The sequence below is a fragment of the Wolbachia endosymbiont (group B) of Germaria angustata genome, assembly GCF_964026725.1.
In the GTDB taxonomy this organism is placed as follows: Bacteria; Pseudomonadota; Alphaproteobacteria; order Rickettsiales; family Anaplasmataceae; genus Wolbachia; species Wolbachia pipientis_C.
This window is the reverse complement of the sequence record NZ_OZ034691.1, coordinates 553,111-572,290: the sequence shown is the minus strand read 5'-3', so window position 1 is coordinate 572,290 and position 19,180 is coordinate 553,111. Positions and strand designations below refer to the sequence as shown.

At 35.1% G+C, this 19,180-nt stretch carries 12 protein-coding genes and 1 tRNA gene; 7 read left to right on the top strand and 6 right to left on the bottom strand.

Going from position 1 to position 19,180, the window contains the following annotated elements; genetic code table 11:
- Positions 1 to 252: 252 nt before the first annotated feature.
- Entirely contained in the window at positions 253 to 1,320 is a 1,068-nt protein-coding gene (locus tag AAGD63_RS02820) for an IS110 family transposase (protein WP_264337368.1), read from the bottom strand.
- Positions 1,321 to 1,563: 243 nt separating this feature from the next.
- Between AAGD63_RS02820 and AAGD63_RS02815 the strand changes: the two genes are divergently transcribed.
- Positions 1,564 to 2,889, top strand: coding sequence for a hypothetical protein (locus AAGD63_RS02815; protein WP_341813746.1), 1,326 nt, complete (start codon positions 1,564 to 1,566; stop codon positions 2,887 to 2,889).
- 24 nt (positions 2,890 to 2,913) lie between these two features.
- Here the strand turns inward: AAGD63_RS02815 and fumC are convergent, their stop codons facing one another.
- The 3 genes from fumC to AAGD63_RS02800 form a co-directional block, all read right to left on the bottom strand.
- Complete coding sequence (gene fumC / locus AAGD63_RS02810; protein ID WP_341813745.1) at positions 2,914 to 4,302, bottom strand: class II fumarate hydratase; 1,389 nt, start codon at positions 4,300 to 4,302, stop codon at positions 2,914 to 2,916.
- A 191-nt stretch (positions 4,303 to 4,493) separates the two neighbouring features.
- A complete protein-coding gene (locus tag AAGD63_RS02805; protein ID WP_341813744.1) occupies positions 4,494 to 5,900 on the bottom strand; it encodes an ankyrin repeat domain-containing protein in 1,407 nt (468 codons plus the stop codon).
- A 213-nt stretch (positions 5,901 to 6,113) separates the two neighbouring features.
- Complete coding sequence (locus tag AAGD63_RS02800; RefSeq protein ID WP_341813743.1) at positions 6,114 to 9,023, bottom strand: WPE palindromic element domain-containing protein; 2,910 nt, start codon at positions 9,021 to 9,023, stop codon at positions 6,114 to 6,116.
- A 108-nt stretch (positions 9,024 to 9,131) separates the two neighbouring features.
- On the opposite strand from AAGD63_RS02800, the gene AAGD63_RS02795 reads away from it, so the two are divergent.
- The 6 genes from AAGD63_RS02795 to AAGD63_RS02770 all read left to right on the top strand — a co-directional run bounded on the left by AAGD63_RS02795 (position 9,132) and on the right by AAGD63_RS02770 (position 17,819).
- Positions 9,132 to 12,182 carry a phosphoribosylformylglycinamidine synthase subunit PurL gene (locus tag AAGD63_RS02795; protein WP_341813742.1) on the top strand — a complete coding sequence of 1,017 codons (3,051 nt, stop codon included), beginning with the start codon at positions 9,132 to 9,134 and terminating at the stop codon, positions 12,180 to 12,182.
- 77 nt (positions 12,183 to 12,259) lie between these two features.
- Positions 12,260 to 12,772, top strand: coding sequence for a hypothetical protein (locus tag AAGD63_RS02790; protein ID WP_015588585.1), 513 nt, complete (start codon positions 12,260 to 12,262; stop codon positions 12,770 to 12,772).
- A gap of 262 nt (positions 12,773 to 13,034) precedes the next feature.
- A tRNA-Arg gene (locus AAGD63_RS02785) sits at positions 13,035 to 13,112 on the top strand.
- 82 nt (positions 13,113 to 13,194) lie between these two features.
- On the top strand, positions 13,195 to 14,313 hold the full coding sequence (dnaJ, locus tag AAGD63_RS02780) for a molecular chaperone DnaJ (RefSeq protein ID WP_341813741.1): 1,119 nt from the start codon (positions 13,195 to 13,197) through the stop codon (positions 14,311 to 14,313).
- A gap of 168 nt (positions 14,314 to 14,481) precedes the next feature.
- Complete coding sequence (locus AAGD63_RS02775) at positions 14,482 to 16,116, top strand: ribonuclease J (RefSeq protein ID WP_341813740.1); 1,635 nt, start codon at positions 14,482 to 14,484, stop codon at positions 16,114 to 16,116.
- Positions 16,117 to 16,562: 446 nt separating this feature from the next.
- Positions 16,563 to 17,819, top strand: a complete 1,257-nt coding sequence (locus AAGD63_RS02770; protein ID WP_341813793.1) for a protein TolB — start codon at positions 16,563 to 16,565, stop codon at positions 17,817 to 17,819.
- A 38-nt stretch (positions 17,820 to 17,857) separates the two neighbouring features.
- Here AAGD63_RS02770 and gatC read toward each other — a convergent pair whose 3' ends face one another.
- Positions 17,858 to 18,211 (bottom strand): Asp-tRNA(Asn)/Glu-tRNA(Gln) amidotransferase subunit GatC, encoded by a 354-nt coding sequence (gatC, locus tag AAGD63_RS02765; protein ID WP_007302647.1) that lies wholly within the window; start codon positions 18,209 to 18,211, stop codon positions 17,858 to 17,860.
- On the bottom strand, positions 18,201 to 19,121 hold the full coding sequence (locus tag AAGD63_RS02760; RefSeq protein WP_341813739.1) for a ribose-phosphate diphosphokinase: 921 nt from the start codon (positions 19,119 to 19,121) through the stop codon (positions 18,201 to 18,203). The genes gatC and AAGD63_RS02760 overlap by 11 nt, the downstream gene beginning before the upstream one ends.
- Positions 19,122 to 19,180 lie beyond the last annotated feature (59 nt).

The window sequence follows — 19,180 nt, the reverse complement described above, 5'->3', positions numbered from 1 at the left end:
AACTAAGGTATCATTTTTTCCCCCATAGCCTTAATGATTTTATATAAGTTAAAATAGCACGCTTCCATGGTTCTCTCCGCGGTCTGATATGGCTAGTTTATATTTTAGCCAAGCCGCACTATACTTGTTAGGCGGAAGTGGACGGCAACATGTAAACTACGAAGTCTATGCTTCAACCGGAGCTCTTGCTTATCCCTTCCATCGGCATTGCTATCTTTACTTTACATAAAATTATCTACTTTTTTGCATTTATTAGTAACAAAATTCTGTTTTGTTAACCAACATTTTATGCATGATTACAGACAACTTACGTGCTACAGCAACAATTGCTTTTTTCATACCCTTCTTTTTTGCAATCCTTAATCCCCAACTCCTCAATTTAAATGTCCTTTTACATTTTACTAGTAAGACTTGTGCAGCTTCGTACAGCATATTCCTACATTCTACTGGTCCCATTTTTGATATACTTCCATGCCTATCAATCTCTCCAGAAGCGTATTGTCTTGGGCTCAACCCCATATAGGCTCCAACTGTATAAGATGTTTCAAACCTATACGGATCATCTATTGCAGCTTTATATGTCATTGCTACTATAATACCAACTCCTGGTACAGTAGTTAATAATTTACAATCCTCGTCTTTTTTGCCTTGCTCTGAAAGTATTTTATCAAGCTTTCCTATTGATTCTTCTATTGTTTCTAAGCTATGTACTAATGCTTCAATTGAATTCTTGCTAATTTCATCTAGCTCATTAATTATTTCCTGCACTTTTAAAGCGAAACTTGCAGATCTGGAACGCTGATCAACTTTTATCCCGTGTATTTTCAATAACCCTCTTATTGTTCCCTCAATTTTCTTTCTGCTACATATTAATTGTCTTCTGCTCCCAAGCACCACTTTAATCTGGCAAGCTTCGTCTGATTTTACTAATACCTCTTTAAATAGCCCAGCTCTCATCATCTGTGCTATACCTCTTGCATCATTTTTATCATTCTTATTGATTCTTGCAGATAATGCTGCTGCCATATGCCTTGCATCCACACAAGTTACTGGTAATCCAAAATTTCTCAGCTCTTTGCACATTGATATTGATAGTTGTCCACTTTCTATTCCTATGGATTCGTATCCTTTGCTTTGGTCAAGCAGGTACTTAGCTATTGCGTCACTTTTGCTTGCAACAACTTCTTCTTTAACAATTTTTCCTTTCTCATCAACGATACTAATAAAAGTTTCTTTGAGTGAGACATCTAATCCGCTATAATACTTCATGAGACTGCTCCTACTGTAAAAGTTTAAATTATCTTTGAAGAACCAATTCATTGAATTTGTTACTTCGTGCTAAAATAATGGAGTATGTCTCTCCACCATTCAATAGCAATTACAGTATGTAAACCTAATTTGGGTTAGCTATAGAAAGCAAAACAGACACAAATCAGGAAAATAAAAAAAATTATAGATTTTCTATTTTTATTAGAAAAATAATTAATTTTTAAATATTTTATATTGATTTTATCATCAAAGTTCATATAATATTAATATATTAACTTTGATGGTGGTAAAGAAATGCATGGTAGTATAAGCGACGAAGTGGTGAAAAATTTAAACAAGTTAATTAACTCTGACCAAACAAATAAATTTAGAAAAGCATTTAATAACCTTAGCACTAACCATAAAAATCAATATATAAAGCATGTTAAAGCAAAGCCTCAAGGCTCTTCAGCTATGTCCGGCATACTAAATGCTCTAGATAAGAAAGAAGCACTTTCTATCTTTAATCAGTTACCTCAAAAGTTTGCTTTCAATACACTCGATTGTATTATTCCCAGATATACTTTATTTAAAACTCTATTTAATCAACTGAATCCTCAGCAAAAAGAAGATTATAGAGTACATTTGAAGAAAAAAACAACAGGCAAAGCTAAGCTTGTCTTAAAGAATTTTTACTTAAGCAATGATGATTTGCCAGCAGCAGATTTCTCTCCTATAACTCCTGCATTCGAGGAAACAGTTGTTGAACATACATTTGATACTAGACTAGAACTTTCTTCTGACAAAGAGGATCAATTATGTAGCCAAATAGTACCTCCATTTGAGGGTTTTGCTGAATTCCATAATCAATTCCGCAATATAGTACTAGAAAATTCGACAACTAGTAGTAGTTTTACGTCGAACGAGAATATATCAGATAGCCTAGAAGGTGAGCAATTATCCCCAGAGTCTTATTATAACTATTTGATAAATGGAGTAACTAGTCTGCAATCCTCAATTGTGGATGATTTGCCAGAGTTAAATTTATCTCCTATAACTCCTGCATTCGAGGAAACAGTTGTTGAACATACATTTGATAGTAGACCAGACTTTTCTTATGAAAATGAACCGTTAGTACACAAAAGAAAGAGAGATGATCTGAATGAATTTTCAGAGCTAAGTTTAGAAAATTTTCTTCCAAGTTTTGCTACATTAGAACAAATAGTTGCTGAATGTGAGTTTGATAATGGAATAGACAAAATATCTACAGTGGAGCCACCAGCAAAGCGCCAGTGCATATCAGTAATTCCATTTCCTGGTTTTGCTGAATTCCATAATCAATTCAGCAATATAGTAAAGGAAGATTCAACAGTTAATGATAGTTCAGTGCCAGAAGAACATACTAGCCTGGAAGATGAGCTAACTTTCCTAGACTCTCAAATAAATGGCGGAGAGCCATTAACTAGTCTGCAATCCTCAAATGTGAATCCATTGCCAGAGTTCAGTTTCTCTCTAAGCTCTGTTACGCTAGATGAGATGGTTAAGAGATATGGCTTTAATCACAATGACCACGCTCTAAGTGATTTAGAAGAGGTATATGTAGAGCAACCAGCAAAGTTCCATACATATTACCACAATTAACTAGGGACAAAAAAAGGTGGTAGTTTAACCTACCATCTCCTCTGGTTTCACTATCCTTTCAAACTCCTCCTCAGTGAGCAGTTGAAGTTTTGCTGCTGCTTCTTTTAGAGTGATATTTTCTTTATAAGCAAGCTTCGCTATTTTTGCTGCATTGTCATATCCTATATGCGTATTTAATATAGTAACTAGCATTAACGACTGATTTAGTAAATCCTTTATTCTTTCTTCGTTTGCTTTAATATCAACTACGCATTTCTCTGCAAAATTTAAACTTGCATCAGCTAAAAGTCTTATAGACTGCAAAACATTGTAAATTATCACCGGCTTAAACACGTTCAATTCAAAGTGACCATTTGAGCCACCAATTGTCACGGCAACATGATTTCCCATAACCTGAGCACATACCATAGTCACTGCTTCGCATTGAGTTGGATTCACCTTACCCGGCATGATTGAAGAGCCAGGCTCATTTTCTGGTAACATTATTTCTCCAATTCCACATCTTGGACCAGAACCAAGTAACCTTATATCATTTGCAATTTTCATCAAGCTTACTGCTACTGTATTGAGTGCTCCACTGAGCTCAACTAAAGCATCATTTGCTGCTAGTGCTTCAAACTTATTTTTTGCTGAAATAAATGGAAAATTAGTGATTTTTGCCACTTCTTTAGCAAAATCCTCAGCAAAACCCTTTTTAGTATTGATTCCCGTGCCAACTGCAGTGCCACCTTGTGCAAGTTCATATACATTGCTTAGAGTTGACTTTACTCTCTCTATTCCCTTTTTAATCTGAACTGCATAGCCAGAAAATTCCTGCCCAAGTGTTAGAGGAGTTGCATCTTGCAGATGAGTACGCCCTACTTTTATTATATCTTTAAATTCATGAACCTTATTATTTAGCGCTTTATATAATTCTTCAAGATTGGGAATAAGCAAGCGGTCTATTTGTTCTGCTACTGCTATATGCATTGCTGTTGGAAAAGTGTCATTTGATGACTGACCACAGTTTACATGATCATTTGGATGCACTGGAGATTTACTACCTAAATCACCGCCCAAAATTTCTATTGCACGATTGCTGATCACTTCATTCACATTCATATTGGTCTGCGTCCCAGACCCGGTTTGCCAAACAACAAGTGGAAATTGATTATTAAATTTACCGTCTATTATTTCCTTTGCAGCTGAGCAGATTGCATCCCCTACTCTATTATCTATGCTACCCTGTTTCATGTTAACACGTGCTGCTGCAAGTTTTACTATTGCTAGCGCTTTAATCAGGGGCTCTGGCATTTTCTCTGTACCAATTTTGAAATTTTCCAAAGAACGCTGAGTCTGCGCTCCCCAGTAATGTTCACTTGGTACTTTTACTTCTCCTAAGCTATCTGATTCTATTCTAACTTTTTTATCCATATTTCCTCATTCTAGTGTTTGACATTACCTACATATATGATTAGTTAAATCAAATTGTATTTCAGTGTCAAGTTGAGACATTTTTAGTGAAGACCTTAGAAAACTTTCAAGCCATATCTTTTGCTTCTATTATTTTTTTATTGTTATTAAGGCAATCATGCAACCTTAAGCAATAAACCTACTTTCACTCTCTATAAGGCTATTCTACCTAGAGCTTGAATAGTGAAAATATCTTTAAGCGCAGAAGCTATACCTGTGTTTGCTTTCTCTTTTTTTACTTCTACAACTGTATAACCAAAAATTGCACCTAACGCTAGACTAATGGTAGCTGATGCTGCACAAACTGCAATCGCTGCTCCCGCAGAACATGATATTGTCATACCTGCAACATAACCTATTGCACCACTCACGCCAATGCAGACGTATTTCTTCCGCAGTTCTTTTTGTATGTAACCTTTCAGATATTCTTTTACATCTAAATGCCCGTTTCTAGTAGCATAATTCAGAGCAGTGTTTTCATAGCCATCTTTCACATTAACATTTGCTTTTGCTGTTTCTATCAGGTACTGTACTACCTCTAAATAGCCACTTCCAGCAGCCCACATTAGAGCAGTTCTTCCATAGTGATCTGTTGAATTAATATCTTCTTTCTGTTTTTCTATCAGGTATCTTACTGTTTCTAATTGACCATTTTTGGCAGCTGAAAATAATCCTGCATGATTGTTAATCATTTGTGCAAATGATAATGTTTTTAGTTTAGGGGGTTGTAATTCTTGAGTATTAAAGTTTAATTGTGCTGGAACAATTTCTACTTCAAGCTCTACATGTTCTCTTGTGAAACGATCAAGTAGGCTTCTTACCTGATCAATTGTTTGAATTCTTACCTTATAATACCGCAATAAAGAATTGATTATTTCCCTGTTGTTAAGAAAAAATATCACTAATTCTATTTTACCTGTTAAATCTTTAGCATAGATTGAGTATTCTATATTTAATCTATCTTGTGAAATATTTTGTATTGTCTCACTCTCTGTCCAAATTCTTACCTGTTCATTAATTCTCTTACTTACAAGAAAATTATATAATTCACTATCTTCTTCTTTCATTTTATTGAGCTCATCCTTACAGTCATACCAATAAGATGACAACTCTGGTATACAAGTAGGAAGAGGCAAGCGAGGTATTGACATATCAAGATTAGCTATTAAATGATATCTAGTTAGAAGCTTTGCTACCTCCGTATGGCCATTTACAATAACATATGTTAGGGCAGGGAATTGACCTTTACGTTTCACATTTAAATCAGCTCCATTTGCTATTAGAAGTTGTACTACCTCAAGATGACCATGGGCAGCAGCATGAATTAGAGCAGTTATGTTTCCCGGAGATTCTACATTAACATTTGCTCCCTCTTCTATCAAGTATTGTACTATCTCTAATTGACCATTTCTGGAAGCCCACATTAGAGCAGTTCTCCCATAATCATCATCTATTGTATTAATAATTGCTCCACCCTGTATGGCTTGCTGAACAAAACATAGCTCACCTTCTTTAGCAGCATCAATTAGCTGCGCATTTAGCTGTTTTTGTGATGGCATATACCCCTCCTAAAAATATACAATTTAAAGCTATTTTAGCCACTATTCAAGTTTTAATGGCTAAAATTGATTGAATCACTTTTTAGTGTTTTTTTTATGGTTATTTGAGTCTAGCAAAGATGAGTCTATATCACAATCTAGTAATTCTCCTACTGCACTTAGTAAACCAGCTGTACAACCAGCTATTTTGATCTGGATGAGAGGAGATATAATTTATAACCACTCCCCTATCCTTTCTAGTTGTTTGTAGCTGTTAAATCTCAGGAATTTATCAAAATAAGGAGAGGCAATAAAGGGAGTAGTATCTCTTAAATAATTAGATAAGAAATCTGGTAGAATATTCTGAAATTCATGCATTTTTTGTCTATAATCTTTCAAAGCAATAACCTTTATTTTATCATAATCAAGTTTCCAATAAGCAAGCTCCGAGACTTCTTTTTTTGTTGTGTATTCCACTGCTAAAGCTTGTAAAATTAATTGCGGGAAAAATCCTGACATAACTTCCTCATTGGAAGGTGGTGAACCAAGTTTATAGTCTATAATTGCTACTTGCCCACCTGGTAGATACTCAACTCTATCACATCTTGCTGTCAATAAAATTTCTTCTGTCATTCGAGTATCTGACCAGCTCTTATTACACAATTGTCTGGTGTGTTCATTTGCAATCAAATTTTCTGGATCCAAGTAGTCAAGCACTGGGATGACACCCTTATTCTTAGTGGAAGTTGTACAGCATCCGCGCAGTTGTGTGTCACGCGCTGGAATATGAAATATCGGATAGGAAAAGCTCTTCTCCAACTCAACTTGATTGTTTCTAGTCCTATCAAACTCAACAAAAGATTGAATTATCCTCTGTAACCTTACCCACCACATATTTGAAAAATTAAACTGACTAGTTGAGAACACTTCTCGTGCAATACTCATTGGTGACTTTTTGTTGCGTAAATATCTTGCAAGAATGTTATGTACCATAGTGCCGAATTCCAATATCGATGGCTTAAAATTTAAGTCTTTCAACTTTCTAAGGTTCAGTATGTATTCAACATAAAATGAATAAGGGTTACGAATCAGTTTTTCTACCGCACTGCAAGACATCACTTGCATTTTTTCTTCTCTGACTTTGGCTTGAGGTTTTGGCATAGGCTGAGTACATGGAACAATACACTCAGGTGTATTTAATATTCTTAGCCAATCGCGGTAAGGATATTTTGGTTCTTGTAACAGAACTTCCAAATGGCGCAATAGAATTGATTTTCTATCACTCACTAGCCTCGTAATATAAACCTTGCCGGCACCAAATAAATTGCGCAAAGTATACAAAAAGTACCCTTGCTCTTCTTGCACAGAAGGAAGGTTAAATTTTTCTCTATTCAGTGCACTCAAAAACGGATTCTGAAAATTTGGTATATCATTAAATCCAGCAAGTATTACAACTTTATTTTGATATAAGCTAAATTTATCAAAGTTATTTTCTGGAGAAAAAAACTTCCTTTTTAAAAATAATATCAGGATTTGACTGTATAACTCTAAGGAACACTCAATTGCTATACCGTCACATGCATTTAAGAAATCGCGAGTAAAATTACCTATTTCACCATTTAGCTCTAGAAAATTCACATTAGAAAGCACATTAACACACTGTAAATGAGCTGCTACTATAGCAGAAATAGGATGATTTATAAGATTAAGTAACAGATTAAATATAGTTTCCAATCTACTGATAATAATTAATATATCTTCTTTATATCTTAGCTTTTTACATGTACTAATAGCGTTGATAATATCCTTAAGACCATTTATATCAAAGCTACGCAATACTTCTATCTCAAACTCAGATAAAATACGAGTGTACTCTTCTTGAGCGTAACCAAAAGTCACTAGCCTATGTTTAAGAAGAGAAAGCAATGCCACACCGTTCCATTTTGAGTTCAAAATCTCAATACTATAAAGCAGAAGCGTCACATAAGAATAGTTTTCCGATATGGGGCACGCCATACGAACTGCAAGTAATTTATCAAAAACAAACAAAGAAACGTTTTCATAACCTTCATTCTCTATAATTAGTGACGTCACCTGTGCTTCTTCCTCTCTGGAATTACAAGTGATGACTTCAATATTGTCAATATATCCATTACTAACTTTACTTAGATCGGCAGTTGTATCAAAGACATAATCTAGTTCAGGACTGCCTGTCATCCCAGCCCTCTGATTTTTAGTGTACGAACATTGTAATTTGCAGGTAATTTGAGTAGTAGATGATGTCATTCTAGTGCTTGACACTGGAATCCAGTTTCTATTGTACAGCCACCTGGTGCACTCATTTAAAGTTAAGTTTTCTGGATCCGAGCGTCTGGGCACTGGAGAACACACTTCTGGCAGAAAACTTACATCCTCTCTGCCTATACTTAAATAATCGAGCAGATCTTTCAGGCAATATTGATAATGTTTTTTATCAAGTGATTGCCAATCTTTCTCTTTAATTTTCAAATTCAGATTAGGTAAAATTATCTTTCCAAATTGCAGGTCGTATACAGCTTTAATCAACGACTTATAAATCTCCTCCTTCCCAATTCCAATAAAGATCATATGCTGATCTTTCTTCAGGGAGGCTATCATATTGTTTATGTAGTCACTCTTATGCTTTAGTATATCTACTACTCCTAAATTTTTTAAAGTGTTACTCCAAGTCTTGATAAGTAAGTTTATGAAATTCTCCATTTTCTTCGAATGCTCATCAAGCTGATAACAATCCGCTATTTGGGTATATTGAAGTAATGACGGCAAACTGTAAACTAGATCGATTGGAAAACTATCATTGTGTTTTTTATTCCACTCCAATATAAATTGAATGAGTAGCAGCGTTCTCTTTGTCGGGTTAATAACTTTAACTCTATCAAGATTTAATATTAAATCTTCTTCATCAATGTTTTCTAGTGAAACTATCTCTGGCAAAATTATAGTTCTGTAATTCTTGAATGCACTCAGCAATGCTATCACATCCCTCTTGCAGGGAAGTATGATCTTTATCTCGGGAATTTTTTCTCTTTCATATTCAGAAAATATGTGCTGAACCAGCACATCAAAAAGGGACTCATTCACATTAACAGTAAAAACTCTTCCCACTAACAGTAACAATTAATACAACACTTTTATTGTATAGAAATTATTTAAAATATAAATGTGCTCGCAGTTTCTTATGCTATGATATATTAAAGTCTTTCACAATATTACATGGCAAACATCAGAATAGAAGTTTTTAATAAATGTGAACAAGTTGGCCGCAGAAGGGTAGTTAATGTTTACTTGATTTACATAAGCAAAGAATTACCATCAAAATTACATGAAGAAATTTGTGGGCTATTTTATAATAAAGTCATACAAGACTGCCGTTATTATTCCTACAATGAAAACCTTAAAGAAGTTCAATATAACTTCATAGAATCACAAGCAAAGTGGGGCTTGGAGATAAGCTTTTTACCTGGCATGACCGATAACGTAGGAAACACGGCAAAACAAATTGTTAGAGAATATCTAATGAGCAAAGGCCACATTGATGAAAGTGTTTCTATCAAGGCAAGAAGTTCAAAATTGATTCTAAGTCAAGGGAACTTGCCAACTAAAGATGATATAAAACAAGAATTCAACCCTATCACTGAATATTGCACACTTATCTGTAAGAACTATAGCTGGAAATATTATGGTAAATCCAATATCACACCTGGTGTCATTACATCGCATGACCAGGAAAAAAAAGAATGGATCCCAGTGTCAAGCACTGGGATGACGCCAGGTAATAATGGAGCAAAATCTGTCAAACTCAATGTGAGTGACCAAGAGCTTGAAAAAATCAGCAGAAATGGAATCGATGGTAATGGCACTTTAGGGCTCTCGCTGGCAGCAATGAAAGCTATAAAGGATTACTTTAAAAAACTCGGTAGAAATCCATATGATATTGAACTTGAGTCTCTGGCACAAACTTGGTCTGAACATTGTAAACACAATATTTTTTGCTCCCCTATTGATGAAATAAAAGACGGTCTATATGCTCATTATATTAAGCGTGCAACGCGTGAGATAAATTCTAACATATGCGTGTCAGTTTTCTCCGACAACGCAGGAGGAATAATTTTTGATGACGATTACTTGATTGTAGATAAAGTTGAAACTCACAATAGTCCTTCAGCTCTCGATCCGTTCGGTGGAGCAATGACTGGAGTGCTTGGAGTTAACCGAGATATAGTCGGTTTTGGCAAAGGTGCAGAACCTATCATGAATACTTATTACTTTTGCTTTGCCAAAGAATCAAAAGGTAAACTTTATAGAGATAAAGAGCGTACTGATAAAATCTTACCACCAAAATATATAATGAAAGAAGTGATTCACGGTGTTAATGTTGCTGGTAATTGCTCCGGTATTCCAACGCAACTTGGATCAGTATACTTTGACGATAGATTCTGTGGAAAGCCATTAGTTTTTGTTGGAAGCATCGGAATTATTCCACGGAATATAAATAATGCACCTTCACACATAAAAGAACCCAAAAACGGTGATAAAATTGTAATTATTGGTGGAAGAGTTGGAAGGGACGGAATTCACGGTGCAACTTTTTCTTCAGAGGCATTGTCGGGAAACAGTCCTTCAACAATTGTGCAAATTGGTGACCCTATAACACAAAAAAAATTATCCAACGCCGTCGTAGAAGCAAGAGATCTTGGTCTTTATAATGCAATAACGGATAATGGAGCAGGAGGTCTATCATCGTCCATTGGTGAAATGGGAAAAGACGGATTTGAAGTTGATTTGAGCAAGGTTCTCCTTAAAAACGATGGTATGGCTCCGTGGGAAATATGGATATCAGAATCACAAGAGAGAATGACCTTAGCAGTGCCAGAAGAAAATCTTCCTGCGTTTAAGCAAATCATGAAAACACATGATGTGGAGGTCTGTGTAATTGGAGAATTCAACAAAAGTGGCAAAGCCGTTGTTAAATGTCCCCCAGGAGAAGTAATAATGGACATCGAAACTGAATTTCTGCATGACAGTAATCCTAAAGTGCATTTACAGACAAGGCCGTGGTCTAAGGAGTCTGCTGTATCTTTTTCTGCCATCCCAGCGCTTTACACTGGGATCCAGCAGGTAAAGCCTGCAAACATTTTACGCCAAAACTCATCTAATGGTGGAATTGAATGTGAAATGGATTCCAGTATCAGCTACTTGCATAACACCTTTGAACTAAAAGAAATGCTAAGCAGACCAAACATACGCAGCAAAGAGTTTATAGTGGTGCAATATGACCATGAGGTTCAAGGATCGTCAATACTGAAACCACTGCAAGGCAAGGGAAGAGTGTGCAGCGAAGCTGTTGTCTCGAGGCCAGTCCTTTCTTCAAACAAAGGTGTTGTAAAATCGCAGGGATTTGGCTCAAGTTATGGAGAAATTGACACTTATCACATGGCAGCATGTGCGATTGACACTGCCATACGCAACTACGTAGCTGCAGGAGGAAATATAAATCATCTAGCGTTACTCGACAATTTTTGCTGGTGCGATGCTTATAATCCAGAAAGGTTGTGGCAACTAAAGAGAGCTGCAGAGGCTTGTTACAACTTTGCAACTGCATTTAAAACACCATTCATATCCGGAAAAGACAGTATGTTCAATGACTTCAAGGGATATGACGAAAATGGCGAGAAAGTGATAATCTCTGCACCACCTTCATTACTCATCTCAGCAATTGGAATTATAGAAAATATTGAAAATGCGGTATCGCTTGATGTGAAAATACCAGGGGACTTGATATATGTGCTTGGTACAACCCACGATGAGCTTGGTAGATCTGAATATCAGTTATATAGTGGAATAGATAATAACAACGTGCCAAAAGTTAATGCAAAGAGCGCTAGGAAGTTGTATGAACGTTACAACCAGGCAATAAAAGATGGCATAATTGTCTCTGCAATTGCACCAAACTTAGGGGGCTTAATTATTGCTCTGGCAAAATCGCTAATTGCAGGAGACCTTGGTGCTGAAATTGATCTTTCACTAGTACCAATAGGAAAAACACAAAATACAGACATAATAAACAAGATAATAATGTTTTCTGAATCGCAAAGTAGAATATTAGTAACCATTGCCCCGCAAAATCAGCGGAAGTTTGAAGAATTGTTTAAAGGTATAGTTTTTTCATGTATTGGAAAAGTGACAGAGGAGAAAGCTCTCAATATAAAGGATATTATAAGAATAGATTTGAAAGACTTAGGTACTAGTTTAAATAACTTTTGATTACGCTAGACAAATTTTTCATTATGTGTAATGTCTGATTAAAATAAATGCATGTTATTAAATTTGGGTAGGTGATTATGTCCATTTTATCAATACTCTTGCTTATCAGTCTTTCTTTACTTAACACTTCAAATAAATTAATGATATGTGCTACCTTATTTGTAGGAGCTACTTTAGTTGTAAACTCAATGGTTGAGTTTCATGGTAGAAGCAAAGCTACTTACAGCTTAATAGTGTGTACGGTGATATGCTGTCTTTTTAAATTGCAAAATTTTAGTTTGGTAATATTGGTTTCATATACTGCAATTCTAGTCTCTCTTCTCTCAAGCATAGTTATTTTAAAAAAATTAAAGTCCAAATTGAATTTTCATATGGCAAATTTCATCACTTTAATTATAGCATCAGTCATTGATAGTACGATTGTTTGTGTTGGACTACTATACAAAATTTCTGCAGGTAAATGCTTATCAAGATATATTAAAGATTTAATTTTCAAGTTTTCCTATGCATCGATATTGAGTATCTGCTTGTTTGTAGGAATGTATTTATTCTCCTTGGCAAGCAAGAAGTATTTTAAGGTTTCTGCATAACCCGTCTTCTGATATAGCCAAAATAGTTTAGATTTAACTATAACCGTCATTCCGCTATTTGTTAGCAGCTTGGTAGTATAATGTGAAAAGCTCTTATTCGGATAGCGGTTCTAAAATCAAAGTAATTGGAAACTGTTAACTTAAGTTATCCTTTAAGAGAGCTAGTACAATTTCTTACAGGTTTCATACATGATAAGAGTTTTATTTTTAGCTAAACCAATTGAAATAAGCTATAAAATCTGTTAAAGTCAACTTTGTGCAAGCACCCTTAGCTCAGTTGGATTAGAGCATTTGACTACGGATCAAAAGGTCGGGCGTTCAAGTCGCTCAGGGTGCACCATATTTTATAGGAAATAGAGGTCATGCTTGAAATTCATATGTGTAATACCTATCTTTAAAGGTAAAATACTGAGCTATTATATATGAACAAAAAAGACTATTATGATCTGCTAGAAGTGAGCAGAAATGCTAGTACTGACGAGATAAAAAAAGCATATAAAAAACTAGCATTAAAATATCATCCTGACAGAAATCCTGGTAATAAGGAAGCAGAGGAAAAATTTAAAGAAGTAACAGCTGCATATGAAGTTCTATCTGACTCTGAAAAAAGAGCAGGTTATGATCGTTATGGTCACGATGGTGCTTCCGGTGGATTTGATTTCAGCCAAGCTGGAGGGGATTTTAGCGATATATTTAACGATTTTTTTGGTGGAGGATTCGGCGGCAGTACAAGTAGGTCAAGAACAAAAAGAAGTACAACAGGAGTATCTGGATCAGATCTGCGCTACGATCTTAAAATTACCTTAGAAGATGCATTTAAAGGAATACAAGCACCTATACATTATGTGACAAATATAAAATGTAATACATGCCAAGGCACAGGTAGCGAAGGAGTAATCAAACCAGTTCAGTGCAACACATGCCAGGGAAGCGGTAGAATTAGAACTCAACAGGGCTTTTTTACCATTGAAAGAACGTGTACTACATGCTATGGGGAAGGAGAAATAATACAAAATAAATGTAAGAAATGCGGTGGAAGTGGGCGTAAAAGAGATGAAGTAAATATCTCCGTTTCAATTCCAAAAGGCATAGAAGAAGGAGCTAAGGTAAGGGTCAGTGGTAAAGGAGAAGCTGGAGCAAGAGGTGGAAAAAGCGGAGATTTATACGTATGTGTGAAAATAGCTACTCATCAGATCTTCACTCGCAATAGAGCAGATTTACACTGTAAAGTGCCTATAAGAATGACACTAGCAGTACTTGGTGGTGAAATCGATATTCAATCAATTGATGGAGCTAAAATAAAAGTAAAGGTCCCTGAAGGCACTCAAACTGGTACCAAACTACGTTGTAGGGAAAAGGGTATGCCATATATGAACTCACATGCTCGTGGTGATTTATACGTACAGGTAATAGTTGAGACTTTAAATCCAAAGAATTTAACCCAAAAGCAGATTGAGCTATTAAAAGCGCTTGAGGAAGAGGAACATGAAAGTGTAGAGCAGAAATCTGAAGGATTCTTTGGAAAAGTAAAAAAAAAATGAGAAATTTGCTAAATGATATAAAGAGGTAGCTGTCTACACTTAATTCTTTTTACCAATTTGAAAGCCTTCTCTTTTAGTGAAAAGATTTTTTAAGTTATGCAAAAGTGATAAATTCCTTTATTTAAGGTCGAAGTTTTGCTATTCTCACATTTTAATAATTTAAAATTAATGAACATAAACAAAAATGAGTTTTTATTTCTTCCTCTTGGAGGAGTAGGAAGAATTGGGATGAACGTTAGCCTATATCATTATCAAGGCAAGTGGATTATGATCGACCTTGGTATCGGTTTTGCAGATGAAACTATGCCAGGTGTTGAGCTACTCATTGCTGATGTAGATTTTATTGCTCAAAGAAAAAAAGATTTGCTTGGAATAATAATTACACATGCACATGAAGATCACTGTGGTGCAGTGCCTCATCTGTGGGAAGATTTGCAATGTCCCATATATACAACAAAGTTTACAGTTAATTTTCTCAAGGAGAAACTAAAGGAGTTTCGATTGGAAGGTGTGGTACCTGTGAAAGAGGTAGACATAAATGGCAGCATAAATTTGGGTCCTTTTACCGTTGAGTTTATAAATGTAACTCACTCAATTCCTGAGGCAAATTCAATATTAATTAGCACTAAAGCAGGTAGTGCACTTCATACTGGGGACTGGAAATTTGATCCAAAACCTGTTGTTGGATTAATTTCTAATATAGAGCGTTTAAAAGAAATTGGCGATAAAGGTGATCTACTTGCAGCAATTTGTGATTCAACAAACATACTGAGCAAACACGACCCTGAATCAGAAAGTGAAATTTATGATAATATTTACAATATAATAAAGCGGTCTAAAAAATTGGTTGCTGTCTCGCTATTTGCCTCGAATGTGGCGCGAATTGAAACAATAAGCCAAGCTGCAAAAGCACTAAATAGAAAAGTGGTTTTACTTGGCAGATCTTTATGGAGAATAGTGAAAGTTGCTCAGGATAGTGGTTATTTAACTGATTCTCCTGAGTTTCTAGAAGCAAAGGAGGCAGTAAATTTTCCAAGGGAAAAGCTGGTGCTACTTTGCACAGGTTGTCAAGGTGAGCCACTGGCAGCTACCGCAAGACTTGCCGCTAAGAGTCATCAAGCATTTAAAATGCAGCAAGGTGATACCATGATCTTTTCATCAAAAATCATTCCTGGCAATGAAACTCGTGCACATAACATGCTCAATGCCTTTATTGAGATGGGAGTGGAAGTTATTACTGAAAAAACAGAGAATGTTCATGCTTCCGGACATCCAGTAAAAGCAGAGCTAAGGGAAATGTATTCTTTGATAAAACCTAAGATGTCTATTCCGGTTCATGGTGAGTATATTCATACGGATGCACATGTAAAGTTTGCTAAAGAGTGCGGTGTGAAAAAAGCAATAATGATTGCACCAGGTGATATTGTTAATTTGGAAAATGGGGAAAAAGTTAGCTCTATTGATGTCGACTACTTTGGTATTGATGGTATGTTACTCCGTCATCCAGAATGCAGCGTTATAAAAATGCGTGAGAGAATGAGAGATGCCGGAGCTATCGTAGTGACAGCAGTTGTAAACAAGAAAAATAAACTGCTTGCTAAGCCAAAAGTATTTGCACCTGGTGTTTTCGAAGCGCAAAAAGATGCAGCCATTATGCAAAAGATCATAAAGAAGGTTGAGTCAGCATTTGACTCACAGCCGATAAAAAAAATAAGAAATAAAATTGAGAGCTCAATATTTAGTATCTTAAAAGAATATTTACTAAAAAGACCTATAATTGAAGTCCAGATAGAACAGGTATAGAAATACACCTTTTTTTATTAACCATTATTTGAGTAAGAAGTTAACAATGTATTCTTTGATGTTATTTCAGCATGCAATACTGGAATCCGTAAAAAAAAATCAGTGTCAGATCACACAACTATACAAACATTGTGATTTGAATCTACCAGAAGGGTGCCATCTCAACGCCCATGCAAACATTGTAGTTTTAGAGCAATCTCCACCAGTAGGGTGTCATCCCAGTGCTCTGAAACTGGAATCCAGTTTTTCATGCAACCTTGTCAAAGACGTTTATTTTAGAATAAAACAGCTACTTTTATGCTTGCCACCTCAGTGCACTTACTTGCAGTCAAATTTCTGGATTCCAGTGTCAAGTACTGCAGAAATTGATTTACTCTACTGTCATGCAGTTTAACTTCAAAAGTAAGCTATTTGCTGAGATGACAGGAGGTAATGCAAGAAATCTAATGAAGCTATTCGTTCAACTGGTGTTATTTATTTCGTTATTTATTCCTTATTCCACAAAAGCTGTTTTATATGTTGATATAAAAAAAAGCAATATTGGTAATATTGATCTTGTTGTATCTAAATGTGCATGCAAGACAGAAGTGGAAAGTGAGCTAAGTGAAAGCATCACAAAAGTAATTGAAACAAATCTATCTAATTGTGGCTTATTTAATGTGAAACGTGACGCGAAAGTTGAGTCTTGGAAAAGCGATACTGTAGTCACAGTAAGTTTAAGTGAAGTATCAAACAGAAATTTAGAGCTATCTTTTCGTTTATCTGACAGCTTTACAAACAGAGAATTGCTTACTCAGTCGGTTGTTTTTCTAGCAAAAGACTGGAGGAAAATTAGTCATCTTGTTTCAGATTTGATACATGATAGATTGATTGGTGAGAAAGGGCATTTCAATACAAAAATTACATATATCGCTGAAGAAAAAGATAGCAATTACAAATCCGTCCGTAAAATTGCTGTGATGAATCAAGATGGAAGTAATATAAAGTACTTAACAAATGGTGAGAAATTTGTGTCAACACCAAGATTTTCACCAAATGGAAAGGGTATTGTTTATATCTCATACACAAATGGTAAAAGTTATATAATATTAAAAAATTTAAAAGATAACACTGAATCAATAATCAGCGCATTTGAAGGAGTTATTTCTGCACCAAGATTTTCTCCTGATGGTAAATCTCTTTTTATTTCCCACTCATTGAGTGGTGAAACAAATATATTATCTCTAGACTTAAGCAGTAAACGAACAAAAAAAATTACTAAAGGTTCAGCTATAAGTACTTCTCCCTCTTTGTCTCCAGATCAAAAGTACATGGTTTTTAGTTCTGATATAAGTGGAAGTCAGCAACTATATATAATAGATTTCACTAAAAAAAGCAAAAAACCCAAGAGAATTAGTTTTGGAAATGGAAGATATGCTACACCTGTTTGGTCGCCAAAAGGAGATCTGATAGCTTTTACAAAAATTCAGTCAGGAAAATTTTACATAGGAGTTATGAAGCCAGATGGCAAAGAAGAGCGCTTGCTTTCAGAGGGACATAAAATTGAATCTCCGGCATGGCTACCAAATGGCAGAGAAATTATCTTCACTAACGCAGAATCACCAAGCAACTCTAAATTATATTTAGTAGATTTAGTAAAGAAAAATCAAAAAATGGTTTTTACTCCAACGAATGCTTCTTTACCAGATTGGTCTTATTTTTGAAAGTAGATCTATAAAATCGTTATAAATCTTGCTTTATCTTAATCGTTTATAACCTTCGGTACTACGAAATACCCATGCTCCGATTTTGTATTGGATAATATTTCTTCTTTAATGTTTTGAGAATTTATAATATCATCGCGTACATGAATATCCTTATCTATAGTTCCATAACGCATAGGAGAAACACCTTCAGTATTAACTTTCAACAAAGTATCATGTATCCAATCCAGCATTGTCAGTTCTTTTGAGTAGTATTGAATCTCATCATCGGATAACTTAATCCTCACAAGCTGTGCAGTTTTAAGCATTTCTTCTTTAGTAATTGTTATTTTTCTCTTATTTGCAAATTCTATTAACGAAGTGATAACATCTTCTGTTGATCTAGCTGGCACTTTTACCTCCTTGCATAAAGCAAATTAAAATATTTGCAATTGAAACAACCTCTATCTTATCATTTTTTTCAAATTTGTGAAATACGGTGTCCATAATTACTAATTTATCCAGAGAAGAGGAAGAGATTTTCTCAACTGCATTTCCTGAAAGTATTCCATGTGTAATGCATGAAACTACAGACTTTGCTCCTCGGTTTTTTAAAGCAAGAGCTGCATTACATAATGTTCCGCCAGAGTCAACTATATCATCAACAATGACGCAATTTTTGTTTGCAACTTCTCCGATTACATTCATTACCTCAGATGTACCTGCTTTTTCTCTATATTTATCTACTACAACAATATCATTATCTAACTTGTATTTTTCCTCTAAAATCTTTGCAAAAGCACGAGCTCTTCCAATTGCTCCAACATCAGGCGCAACTATTGCCAAATTCTCCTTGTATATAGAGTTAACAAATACTTCAAAACAGCTTAAATTAGTAACTGATATATCAAAAAAACCTTCAATTTGACTTGAATGCAAATCAATAGCAGCAACGCTATTTGCACCTGCAGTTTGAATAAGATTTGCAACTAATTTAGCACTTAAAGCAGATTGCATATTATTGTTTTTAATAACCCTATCCTGCCTACTGTATCCGTAATAAGGAATAATAGCCGTTATTCTCTTGGCTCCTGACCTCTTTGCTGCATCAATTGTAAGCAGAAGCTCCATAAGGTTATCATTTACAGGGGAAGAAATAGATTGTACTACGTATACTTCTTGATCACGTAGATCATTTGCTACTTCTACATTTACCTCACCATCAGCAAATCTTGACACCTGAGTAGGAAATAGCTGAGCATTTAGCCCACTTGCTATTAAATCTCCTAATTGTTTACTAGCGCTACCTATTATTATCTTCATATATATCAATTAAGTTTTGAAAATTATACAGAAACCATGGAATGATTAAAACTTTATTC

Excerpts from the sequence above, each read along its gene's own strand:
- AAGD63_RS02815 (WP_341813746.1), top strand. The coding sequence starts at position 1,564 with ATGCATGGTAGTATAAGCGACGAAGTGGTGAAAAATTTAAACAAGTTA.
- AAGD63_RS02805 (WP_341813744.1), bottom strand. The coding sequence starts at position 5,900 with ATGCCATCACAAAAACAGCTAAATGCGCAGCTAATTGATGCTGCTAAA.
- AAGD63_RS02790 (WP_015588585.1), top strand. The coding sequence starts at position 12,260 with ATGTCCATTTTATCAATACTCTTGCTTATCAGTCTTTCTTTACTTAAC.
- fumC (WP_341813745.1), bottom strand. The coding sequence starts at position 4,302 with ATGGATAAAAAAGTTAGAATAGAATCAGATAGCTTAGGAGAAGTAAAA.
- AAGD63_RS02770 (WP_341813793.1), top strand. The coding sequence starts at position 16,563 with ATGAAGCTATTCGTTCAACTGGTGTTATTTATTTCGTTATTTATTCCT.
- AAGD63_RS02775 (WP_341813740.1), top strand. The coding sequence starts at position 14,482 with ATGAACATAAACAAAAATGAGTTTTTATTTCTTCCTCTTGGAGGAGTA.
- AAGD63_RS02795 (WP_341813742.1), top strand. The coding sequence starts at position 9,132 with ATGGCAAACATCAGAATAGAAGTTTTTAATAAATGTGAACAAGTTGGC.
- AAGD63_RS02820 (WP_264337368.1), bottom strand. The coding sequence starts at position 1,320 with ATGAATTGGTTCTTCAAAGATAATTTAAACTTTTACAGTAGGAGCAGT.
- AAGD63_RS02760 (WP_341813739.1), bottom strand. The coding sequence starts at position 19,121 with ATGAAGATAATAATAGGTAGCGCTAGTAAACAATTAGGAGATTTAATA.
- dnaJ (WP_341813741.1), top strand. The coding sequence starts at position 13,195 with ATGAACAAAAAAGACTATTATGATCTGCTAGAAGTGAGCAGAAATGCT.